At 70.9% G+C, this 15,378-nt stretch carries 16 protein-coding genes; 7 read left to right on the top strand and 9 right to left on the bottom strand.

The window, feature by feature from the left end; all coding sequences use genetic code 11:
• Window positions 1-25: 25 nt before the first annotated feature.
• Window positions 26-676 (top strand): response regulator transcription factor, encoded by a 651-nt coding sequence (locus ABZT47_RS12750; protein ID WP_354839861.1) that lies wholly within the window; start codon window positions 26-28, stop codon window positions 674-676.
• Window positions 673-2,049 (top strand): HAMP domain-containing sensor histidine kinase, encoded by a 1,377-nt coding sequence (locus ABZT47_RS12745; protein WP_354839858.1) that lies wholly within the window; start codon window positions 673-675, stop codon window positions 2,047-2,049. The genes ABZT47_RS12750 and ABZT47_RS12745 overlap by 4 nt, the downstream gene beginning before the upstream one ends.
• 161 nt (window positions 2,050-2,210) lie before the next feature.
• On the opposite strand, the gene ABZT47_RS12740 is transcribed toward ABZT47_RS12745, so the two are convergent.
• The 3 genes from ABZT47_RS12740 to ABZT47_RS12730 form a co-directional block, all read right to left on the bottom strand.
• The gene (locus ABZT47_RS12740; RefSeq protein WP_354839856.1) at window positions 2,211-3,044 is read right to left on the bottom strand and encodes a WecB/TagA/CpsF family glycosyltransferase; all 834 of its coding nucleotides are present in this window, start codon (window positions 3,042-3,044) and stop codon (window positions 2,211-2,213) included.
• Window positions 3,045-3,154: 110 nt separating this feature from the next.
• Window positions 3,155-4,153: a glycosyltransferase family 2 protein gene (locus ABZT47_RS12735; protein ID WP_354839853.1), complete on the bottom strand. Its 999-nt coding sequence runs from the start codon at window positions 4,151-4,153 to the stop codon at window positions 3,155-3,157.
• Entirely contained in the window at window positions 4,150-5,136 is a 987-nt protein-coding gene (locus ABZT47_RS12730; RefSeq protein ID WP_354839850.1) for a sulfotransferase, read from the bottom strand. Before ABZT47_RS12730 ends, ABZT47_RS12735 begins: the two co-directional genes overlap by 4 nt.
• Before the next feature lie 1,063 nt (window positions 5,137-6,199).
• Here ABZT47_RS12730 and ABZT47_RS12725 point away from each other — a divergent pair.
• The gene (locus ABZT47_RS12725) at window positions 6,200-7,096 is read left to right on the top strand and encodes a nitroreductase/quinone reductase family protein (RefSeq protein ID WP_354839847.1); all 897 of its coding nucleotides are present in this window, start codon (window positions 6,200-6,202) and stop codon (window positions 7,094-7,096) included.
• Between the two features lie 62 nt (window positions 7,097-7,158).
• Here ABZT47_RS12725 and ABZT47_RS12720 read toward each other — a convergent pair whose 3' ends face one another.
• The 3 genes from ABZT47_RS12720 to ABZT47_RS12710 all read right to left on the bottom strand — a co-directional run bounded on the left by ABZT47_RS12720 (window position 7,159) and on the right by ABZT47_RS12710 (window position 9,669).
• The gene (locus ABZT47_RS12720; RefSeq protein ID WP_354839845.1) at window positions 7,159-8,454 is read right to left on the bottom strand and encodes an LCP family protein; all 1,296 of its coding nucleotides are present in this window, start codon (window positions 8,452-8,454) and stop codon (window positions 7,159-7,161) included.
• Window positions 8,442-9,044: a sigma-70 family RNA polymerase sigma factor gene (locus ABZT47_RS12715; protein ID WP_354839842.1), complete on the bottom strand. Its 603-nt coding sequence runs from the start codon at window positions 9,042-9,044 to the stop codon at window positions 8,442-8,444. The genes ABZT47_RS12720 and ABZT47_RS12715 overlap by 13 nt, the downstream gene beginning before the upstream one ends.
• A 172-nt stretch (window positions 9,045-9,216) precedes the next feature.
• Window positions 9,217-9,669: an Lrp/AsnC family transcriptional regulator gene (locus ABZT47_RS12710; protein ID WP_354839839.1), complete on the bottom strand. Its 453-nt coding sequence runs from the start codon at window positions 9,667-9,669 to the stop codon at window positions 9,217-9,219.
• A gap of 105 nt (window positions 9,670-9,774) precedes the next feature.
• On the opposite strand from ABZT47_RS12710, the gene ABZT47_RS12705 reads away from it, so the two are divergent.
• A complete protein-coding gene (locus ABZT47_RS12705) occupies window positions 9,775-10,623 on the top strand; it encodes an LLM class flavin-dependent oxidoreductase (protein ID WP_354839836.1) in 849 nt (282 codons plus the stop codon).
• 2 nt (window positions 10,624-10,625) lie between these two features.
• Window positions 10,626-11,054, top strand: a complete 429-nt coding sequence (locus tag ABZT47_RS12700) for a nucleoside deaminase (protein ID WP_354839833.1) — start codon at window positions 10,626-10,628, stop codon at window positions 11,052-11,054.
• A 174-nt stretch (window positions 11,055-11,228) separates the two neighbouring features.
• Here the strand turns inward: ABZT47_RS12700 and ABZT47_RS12695 are convergent, their stop codons facing one another.
• Window positions 11,229-12,149 (bottom strand): GNAT family N-acetyltransferase, encoded by a 921-nt coding sequence (locus tag ABZT47_RS12695; protein WP_354839831.1) that lies wholly within the window; start codon window positions 12,147-12,149, stop codon window positions 11,229-11,231.
• A 661-nt stretch (window positions 12,150-12,810) separates the two neighbouring features.
• Here ABZT47_RS12695 and ABZT47_RS12690 point away from each other — a divergent pair.
• On the top strand, window positions 12,811-13,209 hold the full coding sequence (locus ABZT47_RS12690) for a VOC family protein (RefSeq protein WP_354839828.1): 399 nt from the start codon (window positions 12,811-12,813) through the stop codon (window positions 13,207-13,209).
• Between the two features lie 201 nt (window positions 13,210-13,410).
• Here ABZT47_RS12690 and ABZT47_RS12685 read toward each other — a convergent pair whose 3' ends face one another.
• Both ABZT47_RS12685 and ABZT47_RS12680 read right to left on the bottom strand, forming a co-directional pair.
• The gene (locus ABZT47_RS12685; RefSeq protein ID WP_354839825.1) at window positions 13,411-13,623 is read right to left on the bottom strand and encodes a DUF397 domain-containing protein; all 213 of its coding nucleotides are present in this window, start codon (window positions 13,621-13,623) and stop codon (window positions 13,411-13,413) included.
• A complete protein-coding gene (locus ABZT47_RS12680) occupies window positions 13,620-14,447 on the bottom strand; it encodes a helix-turn-helix transcriptional regulator (protein WP_354839822.1) in 828 nt (275 codons plus the stop codon). Before ABZT47_RS12680 ends, ABZT47_RS12685 begins: the two co-directional genes overlap by 4 nt.
• Window positions 14,448-14,683: 236 nt before the next feature.
• Between ABZT47_RS12680 and ABZT47_RS12675 the strand changes: the two genes are divergently transcribed.
• Window positions 14,684-15,226, top strand: coding sequence for an ATP-binding protein (locus ABZT47_RS12675; RefSeq protein ID WP_354839819.1), 543 nt, complete (start codon window positions 14,684-14,686; stop codon window positions 15,224-15,226).
• The last annotated feature ends 152 nt before the right edge of the window (window positions 15,227-15,378 follow it).

Here is a 15,378-nt window from a genome sequence, read left to right as displayed (position 1 = left end):
TACTGCGGTCAGGGAGGGTGCAGGGGTGCGAGTGCTGCTGATCGAGGACGAAGTACTGCTGGCCGAACAGGTCGCCGACGGGCTACGGGATCAGGGCATCGCGGTCGACCTCGCGGCCGATGGTCTCGACGGCCTGCACAAGGCCGGCGCGAACCGGTACGACGTGATCGTGCTCGACCGTGACCTGCCGCTCGTCCACGGCGACCAGGTGTGCACCGCGTTGGCCGCGGGGGGCGCCGATGCCCGCGTCCTCATGCTCACCGCGGCGGGCGAGGCGGCGGACCGGGTCGCCGGCCTGATCCTGGGCGCCGACGACTACCTGGCCAAGCCGTTCGTCTTCGACGAGCTGGTGCTGCGGATCCGCGCGCTGGCCCGCCGCGCCAACAACGCTCCACGGGTCCTGCGGCGCGCCGGTCTGACCTTCGACACCGCGCGGCGCGTCGTCACCCGCGACGGCCGGATCATCCCGCTGACCACCAAGGAACTGGCCGTGCTGGAGATCCTCATGAGCGCCGACGGAGGCATGGTCAGCGCCGAGAACCTGCTGGAACGGGCATGGGACGAGCACGCCGACCCCTTCACCGCGACCGTGCGGGTCACCATCGCCCGGCTGCGCCGCAAACTGGGCGACCCACCACTGATCGAGACCGTCATCGGCGCGGGGTACCGGCTGTGAGGCGCGGCCGAAAGCACCCGTCGATCCGGCTGCGGCTGACCCTCGTCTACGCGGTCGTGCTCGTGGCGACCTGCGCGGCGCTCCTCGCGCTGAACTACGCCCTGCTCTACCAGAGCCTGTACACCGACAGCATCGGACGCCGCCCCCCGGCCGGGGCGACGGGCGACGCCTCGGCCGGAGAAGACCCGCTGCTGAGGGACGAGAAGACCAGCGCCGGCGACCCCGCGAGGTTCGACGAGATCAAGCAGAGCGGCCTCGACCGGCTGCGGGCCGACACGCTGCTGAAGAGCGCCGGAACCTCTGCGATCGCACTGGCGGTCACCGCCATGCTGGGACTCGGAGTTTCCTGGGTCGTCGCCGGGCGCATGCTCCGGCCGCTGCGGACGCTCACCGCCACGACCCGGCGGATCTCCCAGGACCGGTTGCACGAGCGCGTCGCACTCACCGGACCGCGCGGTGAGCTCAAGGAACTGGCCGACACCTTCGACGAAATGGTGGCCAGGCTGGAAGCCTCGTTCAACAGCCAGCGGAGGTTCGTCGCCGACGCCTCGCACGAATTGCGCACCCCGCTCGCGATCGTCCGTACAGGTGCCGAGGTGCTGCTCGGCAAGCGGGAGAGCACGCCCGCCCAGTGGGAGGCCATGGCACACAACGTGCTGACCGCGGCCGGCCGGGCCGAACGGCTGCTGGACGGCCTGTTGGCACTGGCCCGCAGCGACAGCGGCGTCATCGCCCACGAGCCATACGACCTGGCGGTGGCGGCGGCCGTCGCGGTGAGCGAGGCGGACGACGAGGCCGAGCGCGCCCGCCTGGACGTCACCACCGACCTGCGTCCCGCCCTGGTCGACGGCGACCCGGTCCTGCTCGAACGCCTGGTGCGCAACCTGGTGGACAACGCGATCCGGCACAACCGGGAAGGCGGCTGGGTCGAGGTCACCACCGGCCACGGCCCGGCCAACGGTCGTGAAGCGATCGACGGTCGTTATGCGGTCGATGGACGCGACGTGGCCGATGGACGCGACATGGTCGACGGACGTGACGTGACCTATGGACGCGGCATGGTCGACGATCGCAGCATGGTCGATGATCGTGGCGCGGCCGGCGGGGTAGCGGTGGTCACGGTGCGCAACAGTGGCGACGTCATCCCTCCCGCGGAGGTCGACCGGCTGTTCGAGCCGTTCCAGCGGCTGGCGTCCGGCCGTGCCGCGGGTTCCCGGTCGACCGGTCTGGGCCTGGCCATCGTCAGGTCCATCGTGCACGCGCACGGCGGCACGGTGACGGCGGCGCCGAACGCCGAGGGCAGCGGACTGGCCGTCACCGTCACGCTGCCGGCATCGAACCGGGCTGAAGGGGAGGCGGCCCGGCGAAGGTGAGGCCACCGCACCAGCGGCCGGGCCACGCAGCCCAAGACGCCAGAGCATGTACCGCAGATGATCACGGTGGTGCGGTAGATGATCCCTCGTGGTCAGGCGTGGTGACCCACCATCGGAGCCCTGACGCGTCGGCTCCGCCACCTCGAATCGTCGGACCCGCTCTAGCGGTCGGGCCTGAGCGTGCGGGCGGCGTGCCGGAGGAGGCACGAAGTGAGCAGGCGCAGCGCGAAGGGAAGATCGTCGACCAGGTAACGACGGGCGAGCCGGCCCGGCTCGGCGGCCAGGCGGAACAGCCATTCGAGGCCGGAGCGCCGCATCCACTCGGGCGCCCGCCGCACCGCCCCGGCGGCGAACCCGATGGCCGAGCCGCAGCCGACGAACCACGCCCGGGGGAGGTCGGCGCGGAGCAGGCCGATGAGGCGATCTTGCTTGGGGAAGCCCAGACCCACGAACACCAGGTCGGGACGGGCTCGCAGCAACGCCTCCCGCACGGCGGCGAGCCCCTCCGCCGAGGTCTCGAACCCGAACGGAGGCGACACCACCCCGGCGACGCGCAGCCCCGGATGACGGTCGCTCAGCACCTCGGCGGCGCGTACGGCGACGCCGGGAAGCCCTCCGACGAGGTAGACCGATAGCCCGGCGGACGCGGCCGCCGCCGACAGCGACCAGATCAGATCGGCCCCGGTGATGCGCTCGGGCACCGGGGTGCCCAGCAGCTTGGACGCCCAGACCAGCGGCATGCCGTCGGGCACGGCGAGGTCGGCGCCCTCGACGATGGCCCGCACCTCAGGGTCGCGGGAGCAGGCCCGGCAGATGTCGACGTTCGGGGTCACGACATGCCCGCCCCGCCCCTGCCGCAGGGCCGTGACGACATGCTCGACCACCTGCTCCTCGGTGAGCGTGTCGACCGTGACCCCCGCCACCGTGACCCGCGCCCGGCCGCCGAGCCTCGCGTCGACGGCACCGCCGACGGCTCCGGCGGCCCCTGAGGACATGGCGGTTTCCGTCGAACCGGCGGCTCCCGTGATGGCCACCGAACCGGGGCCTCCGGCGGCGTCCGCGATGTCTGCGACAAGAGGGTGACCGGGAAGTGTGCGGGGCGTCATCAGATGCCGTGCCCTCGGGTGTGCAGCAGGCCGAGCATGGTCTGCGCGGGGACCAGGCCGGAGGCGACCGCGAGGGCTATGGGGACGCGCAGCTCGCCCCGGCGGGCGGCGAACGCGCGGCGCGCCCACCGCCATGCGGCCGCACGGCGTCCGAGCGCCGCGTGGTGGAAGGCGAGCTGGCCGTAGATGCGCGCGGCTCCGCGCGGATCGGCGGCCAGGTAAGGATGACGGGCGAGCATCCATTCCAGGCCGGCGATGCGGTCGGCCCACCGTGTCGCGTACGCGGAACCGCCCCAGCGGACCCGTACCAGGGGCCGGTCGACGTAAGCGATCGGGTGGCGGCCGACTGCGCGCAGGGCGAGGTCCCAGTCTTCGTTCTGCCCGCCGGGGGCGCTCTCGTCCGGCCAGATCGAGCCGCGCCTGAACAAGAACGTCGAGGAGTGCACCATCACCATGCGGGAGCGGGTGAGATGCCACCTGGTCACCTGGTCGGTGCCGGCGAGGCGGACGACGCGGTGCGAGCCGTACTCGACCTCGATGGCGCACCCGGCGAACTCGGCGTCCGGGTCGGCGTCGAGCGCCGCGAGCTGGGCGGTCAGCTTGCCGGGAAGCCACACGTCGTCGTCGTCGCAGAAGGCCACCAGATCGGTGTCCAACGCGGCGATGCCGGTGTTACGGGCCCCAGGCAGCCCAGGACTCAACCGATTGGCCACCACCCGGACCGCACCACGACCACCGGCCCCCGGCACCCCAGGACCCGGCCGATCAACCGCCACCTGGACCGCATCCTCGGCGGCCTGGGCCGTGCACGGCGTCGCTTGGGGCGCGCCGTCGGACAGTTGTCGGGCGACCGCGCGCACCTGAGCGGGACCGTCGACGACCACGATGACGTCCGCGGCCTCGGGGCGGGTCTGCGCCAGCACGGAGGCCACCGCCGCGCGGAGCAGCCGGGGCCGGTCACCGCGGGTGGGGACGACCACGCCGACCGACGGGCTCATCGGCACTCCTGGGCGGTGACGCCGGTGGTGAGCCACGGGCCGGCCGCGGGCTCGGGCACGGGCTCCGCGGCATGCCGATCGCGTACGCGGTAGCCGTACTGAAGCATGAGCGGCCAGGTCAGCGCGGTGACGAGCCATCGGTGACGCCAGGCCAGGTGCTCGCTCCAGGAGTCGTCCCTCGCGAGTTGGAGCGGGCCGGCCCTGAAGCGCATGGGGTTGCCGGCGCAGGTGTGGGACTTGGACAGTTCGGCGAGCCCAGGACGCAGGAACGGCAGGTCGCCCCCGTCCAGCCGCAGATCGGCGAGCAACGCGCCCAGCACTGAGCGCGGATCGGCCAGCAGGTCTTCGTACCTGACGCGGATCACCCTGCCGCCGCGCCGCGCGAGCAGTTCGAAGGCGAGGTTCTGCACGACCCAGTGAAGGGATGTGCGCCACGGCCGCCAGCGGGTCATGCGGGCGCCGTTCTCGGGCCTGCTCACCCGCCGGTCCCACGAGTGCGCGACCGCCCGGGGATCGCGGACGAGGTGCACCACGCTGAGATCGACGACCGGGGAGGTGCTCAGGCAGAAAGCGAGCGAGGCGTGCTTGCTGGAGTCGACCACGACCGGGGCGGCGGCGACCTGCGCGGCCGCCTCGTAGACGCGGGTGTAGGCCCGGGTGTACCCGCTGAGACCGACCCGGCAGCGGCGGCGAGCCAGCGCGGGGATGTGCCGGGTGCGGTCGACCCGGCGCCGCAGGGTCAGCACTCGATCGGCCAGGCCCGGGGACCACCCGCCGAACGCGCGCAGGCCGACCCTCCGCCAGAACGCGCACGAGGTGAACGGCTCACCGCATCCGCAGGGCTCGCGCGAGCACACACCGCGTTCCCACAGATGAACGACCTCGCCGAGCGGCGTGACGCCGGGCATCTCGCCGAGCAGCCGCTCGAGCAGCGTCGTCCCACTGCGCCCCAGCCCACCGATGAAGACCACACGAACAGCCACTGCGACGGACCCCCGATGGACGGCCATTACACAACGTGCACAGATTAGCGCGCACAGTAATCGAGGCGTGCCGAAACAGTAAAGGATCTACCTCCTTTTCCCGCCGTCCACCATGTCTTCCCTAAGACCATGCGGCGGGAGCCACGACAGCGTCCGCCCAGGCCGACCGGCCCGCCATCGCACATCGGCCCCGCACCCCCATTCCCCGTGGACAGCTCGACGGCGCCGCCGCGGCTGCGGGATGCGGGTGCGGTCGGCCCGGCATCGCGTGCCCCACGTCACACCGCATCCCACGTGGACACCTTGACGGCGCCGCCGCGGCGGAATGAAAGTGCGGCACGCCCGGCATCGCGTGCGCCGCATCAGCGTCACACCCCACACCCACCTGGACACCTTGACGGCGCCGCGGCGGCGGGATGGGGGTGCGGTGAGGCCGGCGCCGGTGGGCGGTGGGGACGTGGCCATGGTGCTTGTGCCGGTGTGAGATTGATGGTGGGGGTTGACAGGGTTTGCGGGGACGGCCTGTAATGATCCGCGTGTCGTTGTGACGTCGGCCGCGAAGGCGACGGGCAGGGCGGCACCCGACCTATAGGGGATGATGTCGTGAGTTCTTACTCCACAGGCCGCGCCTGATCATCGCGTCGCGCCCGCGCGTCGTCCCCTCCTCCGGTGGCACAAGCTCCCTCCGGCGGTCCAGAGCTGTTTCCGGCGGCACAGAACTCCTTTGGGTGGCACAAAACCCGCCTCCCTCGGAGAGTCGCCCTCGCTTCTGACCGCCCGGTGACGGATGCGCCGCTCCGGCGGCCCGACCACGCGCGGTGACGTCACGCCGTTCCACCCCCAGTACGGCCACAGCAGTGCACCCCGTGCCGACGCGGTTTCGCACGTCCGCTCCGCCGTCGTCCGACGATCTTCCAACACGGGCGTACGGCGGCGCGTCGCGCGCGGATCCGCCCCAGGCCCGCCGGACACCGGCCGTTGACCCATCACCGCGGCGCGACCGCGGACGAGTAATCGCCGCGGCGCGTCCGCGGACCCGAACATGCCAGGAGCAGATCTGACCATGCCCGAAAACTGGAACCAGAAGATCATCGACGAGTTCCGCGCCAACCGCGGGAAAGTGGGCGCCCCCTTCGAGGACGCGCGGCTCCTCCTGCTGACCACGACAGGGGCCAGAACCGGAGCCCGTCATACGACCCCGGTCGCCTACCTGCCGGACCGCGAGCGGCTTGTCATCATCGCCTCGGCCGCCGGCAGTCCGAAGCATCCCGACTGGTACCACAACCTCCTCGCCCATCCACGGGTCACCGTCGAGAACGGGATCTTCACCTACGAGGCGGACGCGGTCGTCCTGGAAGGGAAGGAACGCGAAGAGATCTTCGCCCGCGCCGCCGAGGCGGACCCGGGATGGGCCGCCTACCAGGCCAAGACCTCCCGGATCATCCCGGTCGTCGCCCTGCGCCCCCTCGGCCCGCCTCCCCCCTCCGGCGCGCCGGGCGACTTCCTCAAGGCCGTCCACGACGCCTTCCGGCGGGAGCTCGCGCTCATCCGCAAGGAGGTCGCCGCGTCGGGCCGGAGCCTCGGGGCGCAGTTGCGCGTCAACTGCCTGACCGTCTGCCAGGGGCTCCACCACCACCACCTGATGGAGGACACCTACATGCTCCCCACCCTCGGCGAGCGGCATCCGGAGCTCGCCTCGCCTCTGGCGCGGCTGCGCGAGGAGCACGAGACGATCAGGCGGCTGCTGGACGAACTGCAGAACCTGCTCTCGGGCGAGGGGTCCGCTCCTGGCACCGCCCCCGACACCGCTCCTGGCACCGCTCCCGGCACCGCTACTCCCACCGCCCCCGACACCGCCTCCGTGCTCGCCGACGTGGAACGGCTCACCGCCGAACTGGAAGCCCACCTGGACTACGAGGAGGAGCACCTCATCCCCGTTCTGAACGGCGTCGTCCCCTGACCGATCCCCGCCGGAGTCCGCCACCCCGAGGCCGGTCCGGGGTGGCGGTTCGCCGGATTCGTCTAGTCCGTTCTGAGCTGGGCGAACAGGCGGGCGGCGTCCGGCTGGAGCCATTCGAGGCGGTTGCGGTCGGCAGGGTAGGGACGTACCGGCACGATCATGATCCGGACGGAGCCGGCGCCGTTCGCCCGGACACCTTGCATGATCGTGAGGAAGGTGTCGAAGTCCATGTCGACGTCGGTGGTGAAGGCACTCCGCGCGGCCTGGAACAGCGGTAGCAGCTTGTCCGGTTCGTCGACGCTGGCCAGCACCCGGTCCAGCAGAGGACGCAGGAGCGCCTGCTGCCGTCGAATTCGCGAGATGTCGGACCCGTCGCCGAGCGCGTAACGGGTCCGCACGTACGCCAGCGCCTGCTCGCCTCTGAGCAACTGCCGGCCGGCGGGCAGGTCGAGCTTGGACTTGGGGTCCTTCACCGCCGCGGGCAGCGTGACCTCCACCCCGCCGAGCGCGTCGATCATGTCCTTGAACCCGGAGAAGCGCATCTCCACCGCGTGGTCGACGTGGACCCCGGTGGTGCTCTCGACGGTCTTCCAGGCGCAGCTCAGTCCCCCGGCGGCGAACGCCTGGTTGATCATGTCCGTGCGTGCGGGGATGTCCTGACCGGACCGCGACCGGCACGCCGGAATGCGGACCATGGAGTCCCGGGGCAGGCTGATCGCCTGGACCTTCTTACGGTCCGCCGCCACGTGCACCAGCATCATGACGTCGCTCCGCTCGCCGAGGGAGCCGGCGGGCATGCCCTTCGGCCCCGGCCGCTGGTCGGAGCCCACGACGAGCACGTTGAGCGCGCCGCCGCCCGGCTTCGCGGGCCGGTCCCAGGTCGGCGCGGACACGGTCGTCCCGGCGGGCGTGGCGCCGCGGAGCAGCACCGTGGGCACGATCACCAGCGCGGCGGTGACGGCGGCGGCCCCCGCGAGCGCCACCCACCCCGCGCCGCGCCAGGGCCGTGCGAGTGCCGCCCATCGCCCGCGCCGTCCGCGGCCCGCGCCCGCCCCGGAGCCCCCGAACGCCACCGTGGCCGGGGTTTCCGAGGCGGCCGAACCTCGATCGGCCGCGGCGCCCGTGGCGAGGGACGCTCGGTCAGAGGCGGCGTCCGTGGTGAAGGAGGCCCGGTCAGAGGTCGCGCCCGTGGTGAAGGAGGCCCGGTCATGGGTGGCGCCCGTGGGGGCCCGATCGGAGGACGTCTCGGAGGCGGCGGCGATCACATCGAGGAGCCGGCGGCGTTGCCCGGCCAGCGTCGCAGGGGGCTCGTGCTCCAGGTCGCGGCCGAAGTCGCGCAGCACCCTCAGCTCGTCCATCGGTCCTCCTCCTGCTCGTGCATGGGGTTGGTGTCGCCGAGGACGGCGCGCACCTTGCGCCTGGCCCGGTTGAGGCGCGAGCGGACCGTGCCGATCGGGATGCCGAGCGCGTGGGCGACCTCCTCGTACGACAGGTCCCCCCAGGCGATCAGCAGGAGGACGTCACGGTCGCCCTGGGACAGCCCCGCGAGCGCCGGGGCCAGCACCGACCGGGACGCTCTCGCGGTCACCTCGCTCGCGACCTGCTCTGCATGCCCCTCCACGACGGCGTCCACGGGATTGCGCATCAGGGCGCGGTAGCGGGCCGCCTCGGCGCGGTGGTGCCGGGACACCAGCTTGGTGACGATGCCGAACAGCCAGGGCCGCGCGTCGGGATAAGCCAGGTCATAGTGGTCCCGGCGGCCGAACGCTATGAGGAACGTCTCGCCCACCAGGTCCTCGGCGACCTCGGGGCCGAGCCGGCGGGAGACGTACCGGTAGAGCATCGCGGCGTAGCGGTCGAACAGCGTCGCGAACGCCTCCGGTCGTCCTCTGGACTCGGCGATCAGGTCCGAGTCCAGGACGCTCCTTGCGGTGGGGGGTGCGGTCATCGTCGGCACCATGGCATCGAGCCGGCCTTCCCGTGGGGGATGTGTCGCCCATGTCTCTCCACAACCCCCGGGACGAGTTCACGCCCCGGCCCGCGAGCGCACGTCCCGCCGCCGGAACCCCCGGTCCGACCGCACGTCCCGCCGCCGGCACCGCCCGTTTCGCGAGGCGGACCTAGGAACCGGACGTCCGTGGGCCCCGGTAGGGGAGGGTGTGGCTGTAGACGATGTTCGTCGTGGTGCTGCCGAAGCCGGCCAGCTCGTCGACGACCTTCTCCATGTGGACCATGGAGGTGGCCGCGACCTTCAGCGTGTAGCAGTCCTCGCCGGTGGTGCGCAGGCACTCCAGGATCTCCGGGCGTTCCGCCAGCATCCGGTGCAGCGGCTCGTGACGGCTGCCGGGGTACTTCAGGCGCACCACGGCCAGCACGGCGAGGCCGACCTTCGGCAGGTCGATTTCGGCCCGGTATCCGGTGATGACGCCCTCGGCCTCCAGCCGCCGCACCCGCTCGGTCACGGCGGAGGCACTCAGGCTCACCCGGCGCCCCAGCTCGGTGAGCGGCACCCGGCCGTCGCGTTGGAGCTCGGCCAGGATGGACCAGTCGGTCGCATCAAGATTCACGGCCATTCGCCGAATATACCGGCACATATCCCGGCTGAGCGGCTCCAACGCCGGGAACAGTCCCTTCCCGCGATCATGGCGGCTGGCTAGCCTTAAGCTGTGCGAATAGGCGTGAACGTCCCGAATTTCGGCCCCGGCACCAACCCCGGAACGCTACGGCAGTGGGCACAGACCGTCGAGGGCCTCGGCTTCGACCTGCTCATGGTCTCCGACCACCTCGTGGTGACGCCGGACGTCGCCGAGCAGTACCCGCCGCCGTTCTACGAGCCGTTCACCACGCTGGCGTGGCTGGCCGGCATCACCCACCGGATCCGGCTGGGCACGACGGTGCTGCTGCTCCCCTACCGCCACCCGCTGCTGACCGCCCGCATGGCCGCCAACCTCAACCAGCTCAGCGGCGGACGGCTGGTCCTCGGGGTGGGGGTCGGCTGGGCCCGGCAGGAGTTCGCCGCCCTCGACGTGCCCTACGAGCGGCGCGGCGCGCTGACCGACGAGAACCTGCGCGCCATCCGCGCCGCCTGGGAGAACGAGGAGGACTACCAGGCGGCGGGCATCCCCATCTGGGTCGGCGGCAACAGCGACGCCGGTATGCGCCGGGCCGTCCGCTTCGGCGAGGCATGGCACCCGTTGCGCTTCACCATGCCATGGCTGCACGGGGCGCTGGAACGCATTCGGGAGTTCGCCCACGAGCAGGGACGGCCGGTTCCCGAGCTCGTGCCGCGCATCGCACTTCAGGTCACCGACATGCCCGTCGCCTCCCCCGACCGTCTCGCAGGCGTGGGAACCGCCGACCAGATCGACGAGGACCTTCGCGAACTGCGCGACCTGGGCGCCACCACCGTCGTCCTCGACCCGTTCGACGGCGACCCCGACGAGACCCTGCGCCCCGAGCGGGCCTGGCACGCCCTCGCGACCGTGGCGAGCCGGTGGAGCACGACCGAACAGACCGTGGAGGACTGACCATGACACACCAGGACGAAGAACTGCTGCGCCGGGCCATCGAGCTGGCCGCCAAGGCACGGGCCGGCGGCAACCCGCCGTTCGGATCGCTGCTGGCAGGCCCGGACGGCGCCATCCTGGCCGAGGACCACAACACCTCCCTCACCGACCGGGACATCACCGCCCACCCGGAGCTCAAGCTCGCCCGCTGGGCCGCCCGCGAGCTCGACCCGGCCACCGCGGCGGCCACCACGATGTACACCAGCTGCCAGCCCTGCGGCATGTGCGCCGGCGCGATCGCCCGCTCGGGCCTGGGCCGGGTCGTATACGCCCTGTCCGGCGAGCAGCTCGACACCCTCAAGCCGCCCGGCACCGCCTTCACCGACGCCCCCGCCGAAGGCCCCGCCCTCTTCGACGAGGCCCGCGTCCCGGTGGAGGGCTACTACCGCTAGCGCGCCGACGCTCATGAGGCTGGTCCGCGGCCGGTCGAGCGGGCTGGCTCAGAGCTGGTCCGCGGCCGGTCGAGCCGGCTGGCTCAGAGCCGGCCGGCGGCCGGCTGAGGGCCGGTCGGCGGCCAGCAGCCGCCGACCGGCAGACTCGCGCTGGTCAACCGAGCAGGTGAACCATCACCCGCCGGTCGGCGAATCGACTTCTTCCACCGGCTCGAGCGACATGTAGAGGCGGGTGCCCTCGGGCCGGAAGCCGACCCGTTCGTAGACGCGGCGCGACCCGTCACCGGAGTACTCCAGCCAGACCGACCGCGCCTCGCGGGCGAACATGGTCTCGGCCAGCGCGGCGGTGACCGCGGCCGCGATGCCTCGGCCACGGAAGGCGGGACGGGTCCCCACACCCGCCAGCTCGGCGGTCCCCTCGGCCGGCGCGGAGCACATGGCCGCGCCGGCGCAGCCGCCCTCGGACGCCCGGACGAACCGCACCGCCCCGCCATCGTCCTCGGTACGGCGCAGCCGCGCCGCCCCCTCCGGAGACGACGCGAACACCCCGCTGAACGCCTCGGCCAACGCCGCGTCGATCGCCCTGTACTCCGCGTCCGTATCGGGACTCTCCACGCGGAACCATCCGTACTGCGCGTCTGCCGACGTGGCCGCGGATGCGGTTCCCGATGCCGAGGCGGATGCCGATGCGGATGCCGACGTGGATGCGGATGACCTGGATGCCGATGCGGACGTGGATGTCGACGCGGATGCGAGCTCACCGAGCGTCGGCGGCATCGTCAGCGTGGCCGGGGTGCAGACCAGGTACTCGTGGACCTCCTCCACGGTGAATCCAGCCTCGCTCAGCGCCGCCTCCACGGCGGGCGCGGCGTCCGGCGCGAACTCCAGTCGCGGCTTGAGACCGCGCTCACGGAACGCGTCGATCAGCGCGGCGACGTCCCGGCCGGTGGGCCGAGCACCGGGCAACGGGGTCGCGTAGTTGATGAATGGGCTGGTGGTGCTGGGGTCGACCCCCACGACGAAGCCACCGACCTCCACGACCACGGGACGGCGGCGGAGGTTGGCGACGGCGAAACTCTGGACGTTGGTGCCCACGGTGATGATGACCTCACGTAGATGACATGGTGAAGCGCGCTCCCGCGATCGGGAGCCGCATGCTTTGTCAGACCCGGCCTCGGGCCGGGGCCATCTCCGCAGAAGGAGATGGAGCGGTGTCGGACACCGCACGTGGGGCCGCCGTAAGACGGACGCGGACACTGAAAGGTGCTCTTGGCAGAGAACCCGATCAGCGCCGACGGCGGCCACTAAGGCTCGCCGAAACCATGGACTTCATTCCTCACCGTGTACCTGCACATCCCAACGCGTCCGACCCTCCCACGCCCTCTCGCGCCCGCGCAACCGGATTTCCGGGCGCGGGCTCGGCCGTCACCAGAGGGATGGAAGGGCCCACCCCGCCGGCAGGTGGGGAGTAGAGCATGGCTGCCCACCCGGTCGCCGGTCCGCTGTTGCGGTGACCGCATTCGTTCACCGGGCGCGGCTCTCTACCCGTGCCGCGTGCTGCAGTGATCGGCGCCGGGTCGGCGGGTGGTGGTACGGCGATGCCGGCGCCTGCTGCGGCGCCCGAGCCGGTGAACATCCATGGACAGCGCAGTAGACGATCGATTCCGGGCAATGGTGGTCGAGGCGTGACGGACTTGCCAAACGGACGGCGCGGCCCCAATAGACTGATCCACCGTCCGCACTGTCTGGGGGAGTTATGACCAGTAGGTTCACCGAGTTGGTCGTCGACTGCCACGATCCGGAGCGGCTCGCGGCCTTCTGGTGCGCGGTCCTGGACTTCAAGGTGATCGACCGGAGCGAGGGCACGGTCGAGATCGGCTCCTGGGAGCCGACCGTCGAGGAGGTCCGGGCCCGGCAGATGCCGCCTACTCTGCTGTTCATCCCGGTGCCCGAGGGCAAGACCGTGAAGAACCGGCTCCACCTCGACGTCAGCCCGATCGACCGTAGTACCGACGACGAGGTGGCCAGGCTGCTCGGCCTCGGCGCCTCCAAGGTGGACGTGGGACAGGGCCCCGACCGGAGCTGGGTGGTCATGGCCGACCCCGAGGGCAACGAGTTCGACGTCCTTCGCACCCTGCACCGTCCAACCACGTGATCAGCCCCAAGGGCCGGCGGGCGCCTGCGTCGTGTCGGGCATCAACGACCGCCGCCTGCGCCCGGGACTGACAATGGGGGTGGGCAGCCACACCTGGACCACCCACCTGCATGCCGGGCGGGGCCGTCCAATCCGGTCACGGCTCGGCCCCTTCAGCGTTCGCCGTCCGTTTCCGCACCTGCACCCACTGTTCGATCGAGGTCAGGCGAAGTGCTGGGTCTTCACGTGGTCGAGGAAGACGGCCCACTCCGTCGGGGTGACAACGAGCGGGATCAGGGAGTGGTCCTTGCTGTCGCGCACACCCCGCCGTCCACTCGACAACCGAGCCACTTCAACGCAGTTGCTTCCGTCGTCGCCGGAGTACGTTGACTTACGCCACTGAGGGTTCACAAATCCTCTGGTCACGCCGTTCATCTCAGCATCGTCTCCTTGATCATGCCAAGTGAGTCAGAACGTGGCAGGGCGTCCACTCGAATCAGGTCATACCTGAGCTCTAGACCTTTCACTTCATCTGATCGGTCGCTCACTCGATCTTCTGTGCTTTGGGACTCAATGTAGGCCGCTGAGGGGGCTCCGCCAGGCATGTCCGCGATAACGAAGCCTCCCATCAACCCAACCACGCTGCACGCTCTGTAGGGAAGCACCTGCAGGGATATATGGGGGTTTTCGGCCATACGCACGAGGTGCTCGAACTGACTCCGCATCAGCTCTGGCCCAGCGATGGGACGGTGGAACACACCCTCGTCCAAGATGACCCAGAGCATTGGAGGCCGGTGTCGTTGCAGGATGCTCTGCCGATCCATTCTCGCCGCCACGTGCTCTTCAGCCTGCTCCGGCGTGATTCCAGGTTTGCGACTCAGGATGGCTCGGGCGTACTCCTCGGTCTGGAGGAGACCGGGGACCATGAGCGGCTCCCACATGCGCAGGGCCTCGGCTTCGCGTTCGTAGTCGAGCCAGGGGCGGAACCAGCGGGGTAGCTGGGCGGCGGCGCGGTTGAGGCGGTCGAGGAGGCCGGTGAGGGTGGCGCCGAGCCCGAGGGCCTCGTCCACGTGTTGCGCCAAATCCATGGTCGGCGCCCGGTGCCCGTTCTCGATCATGCTGAGCTGGCTGACCGACAGGTGAATCGCATCGCATAGTTGCCGCTGAGTGAACCCGGCGGAAAGTCGGAATTTGCGTAGCTCTGTACCGAACTGAATGCGCGGGGATATGGACGGATCCGGTGCCAGGGGGATGGTCATCGCCGGGTTCCCTTCTGTCCGCCTGGTAACAGCTCCAGGCCATCATGCAGGGAGTTCGCGAAGTACCGCGAGGAGGTTCACGCGATTGTGAACACAATGCGAACCCCGAAGCGCCATTACCGTCTCCCATTGTTTGCCACCGTATGAGAACCGCCCCGGCTCCATGGCGGCGCCTCGGCCGGCCCGGCCGAGTGAAATGAGAATTCCGTCGGACCGACCGGGCGAAAGGCATGTCAATGGCGCCGGATACGCTGAAAGAGCTGTACCTCCCGAGCACCCCAGAGTCGGCTTCGCAGGCCCGTTCCGCCGTCCGGGACTGGCTCGGAACGGAGCACCCGGCCTACGAGCCGGTACGCCTGGCCGTCTCCGAACTCGTCACCAACGCCGTCCGCCACGCCACCGGTCCTCACAACGACCGACCGTACGACCAGGACAGCCAGGACTGCCACGCCCCATGCCTGCTCCTTCGACTGCTGGCGGACGGGGACCTGCTCCGGGTCGAGGTGACGGACGGAGGCCCGTCCACTGGACGTCCTCGGATCAGGGCGGAGCAGGCGTTGCTCCTGGCCGAGCGCACGCAGATGGAGCCGTCGTTCCTTCTCGGCGAAGGCGGCCGGGGCCTGGCCATCGTCGACATGCTGTCGGCGGGGAACTGGGGCTTCCGTTCCAACCCCGACGGCCCCGGCTGCACCGTCTGGTGCGAGATCACGACCGGACCGCTCTCAGCGGACGCGTCCTGCTGTGCGATCTCCACCTCCACTCATGGCGATGCACCATGAGTCATCGATGGTGAGCGATCAGGGAGACGGGCATTTCCCTGGAGAGGGGCGTCGTCGGCTACTCGCGGCCGGAGCGGGCCACAGCGGAGAAGACGACATCTCCGAACGAGTCCACGAAATCCTCGATCGCGAGTGGGCGCGCGTCGCCGGCG

It is taken from the genome of Sphaerisporangium sp. NPDC005289, from assembly GCF_040607455.1.
Classification (GTDB): domain Bacteria; phylum Actinomycetota; class Actinomycetes; order Streptosporangiales; family Streptosporangiaceae; genus Sphaerisporangium; species Sphaerisporangium rhizosphaerae.
Note: the sequence above shows the minus strand (reverse complement) of the source record. Positions and strands in the feature narration are given on the sequence as shown.

Excerpts from the sequence above, each read along its gene's own strand:
- ABZT47_RS12740 (WP_354839856.1), bottom strand. The coding sequence starts at position 3,044 with ATGTCCTCAGGGGCCGCCGGAGCCGTCGGCGGTGCCGTCGACGCGAGG.
- ABZT47_RS12735 (WP_354839853.1), bottom strand. The coding sequence starts at position 4,153 with ATGAGCCCGTCGGTCGGCGTGGTCGTCCCCACCCGCGGTGACCGGCCC.
- ABZT47_RS12725 (WP_354839847.1), top strand. The coding sequence starts at position 6,200 with ATGCCCGAAAACTGGAACCAGAAGATCATCGACGAGTTCCGCGCCAAC.
- ABZT47_RS12720 (WP_354839845.1), bottom strand. The coding sequence starts at position 8,454 with ATGGACGAGCTGAGGGTGCTGCGCGACTTCGGCCGCGACCTGGAGCAC.
- ABZT47_RS12715 (WP_354839842.1), bottom strand. The coding sequence starts at position 9,044 with ATGACCGCACCCCCCACCGCAAGGAGCGTCCTGGACTCGGACCTGATC.
- ABZT47_RS12710 (WP_354839839.1), bottom strand. The coding sequence starts at position 9,669 with ATGGCCGTGAATCTTGATGCGACCGACTGGTCCATCCTGGCCGAGCTC.
- ABZT47_RS12700 (WP_354839833.1), top strand. The coding sequence starts at position 10,626 with ATGACACACCAGGACGAAGAACTGCTGCGCCGGGCCATCGAGCTGGCC.
- ABZT47_RS12690 (WP_354839828.1), top strand. The coding sequence starts at position 12,811 with ATGACCAGTAGGTTCACCGAGTTGGTCGTCGACTGCCACGATCCGGAG.
- ABZT47_RS12685 (WP_354839825.1), bottom strand. The coding sequence starts at position 13,623 with ATGAACGGCGTGACCAGAGGATTTGTGAACCCTCAGTGGCGTAAGTCA.
- ABZT47_RS12680 (WP_354839822.1), bottom strand. The coding sequence starts at position 14,447 with ATGACCATCCCCCTGGCACCGGATCCGTCCATATCCCCGCGCATTCAG.
- ABZT47_RS12675 (WP_354839819.1), top strand. The coding sequence starts at position 14,684 with ATGGCGCCGGATACGCTGAAAGAGCTGTACCTCCCGAGCACCCCAGAG.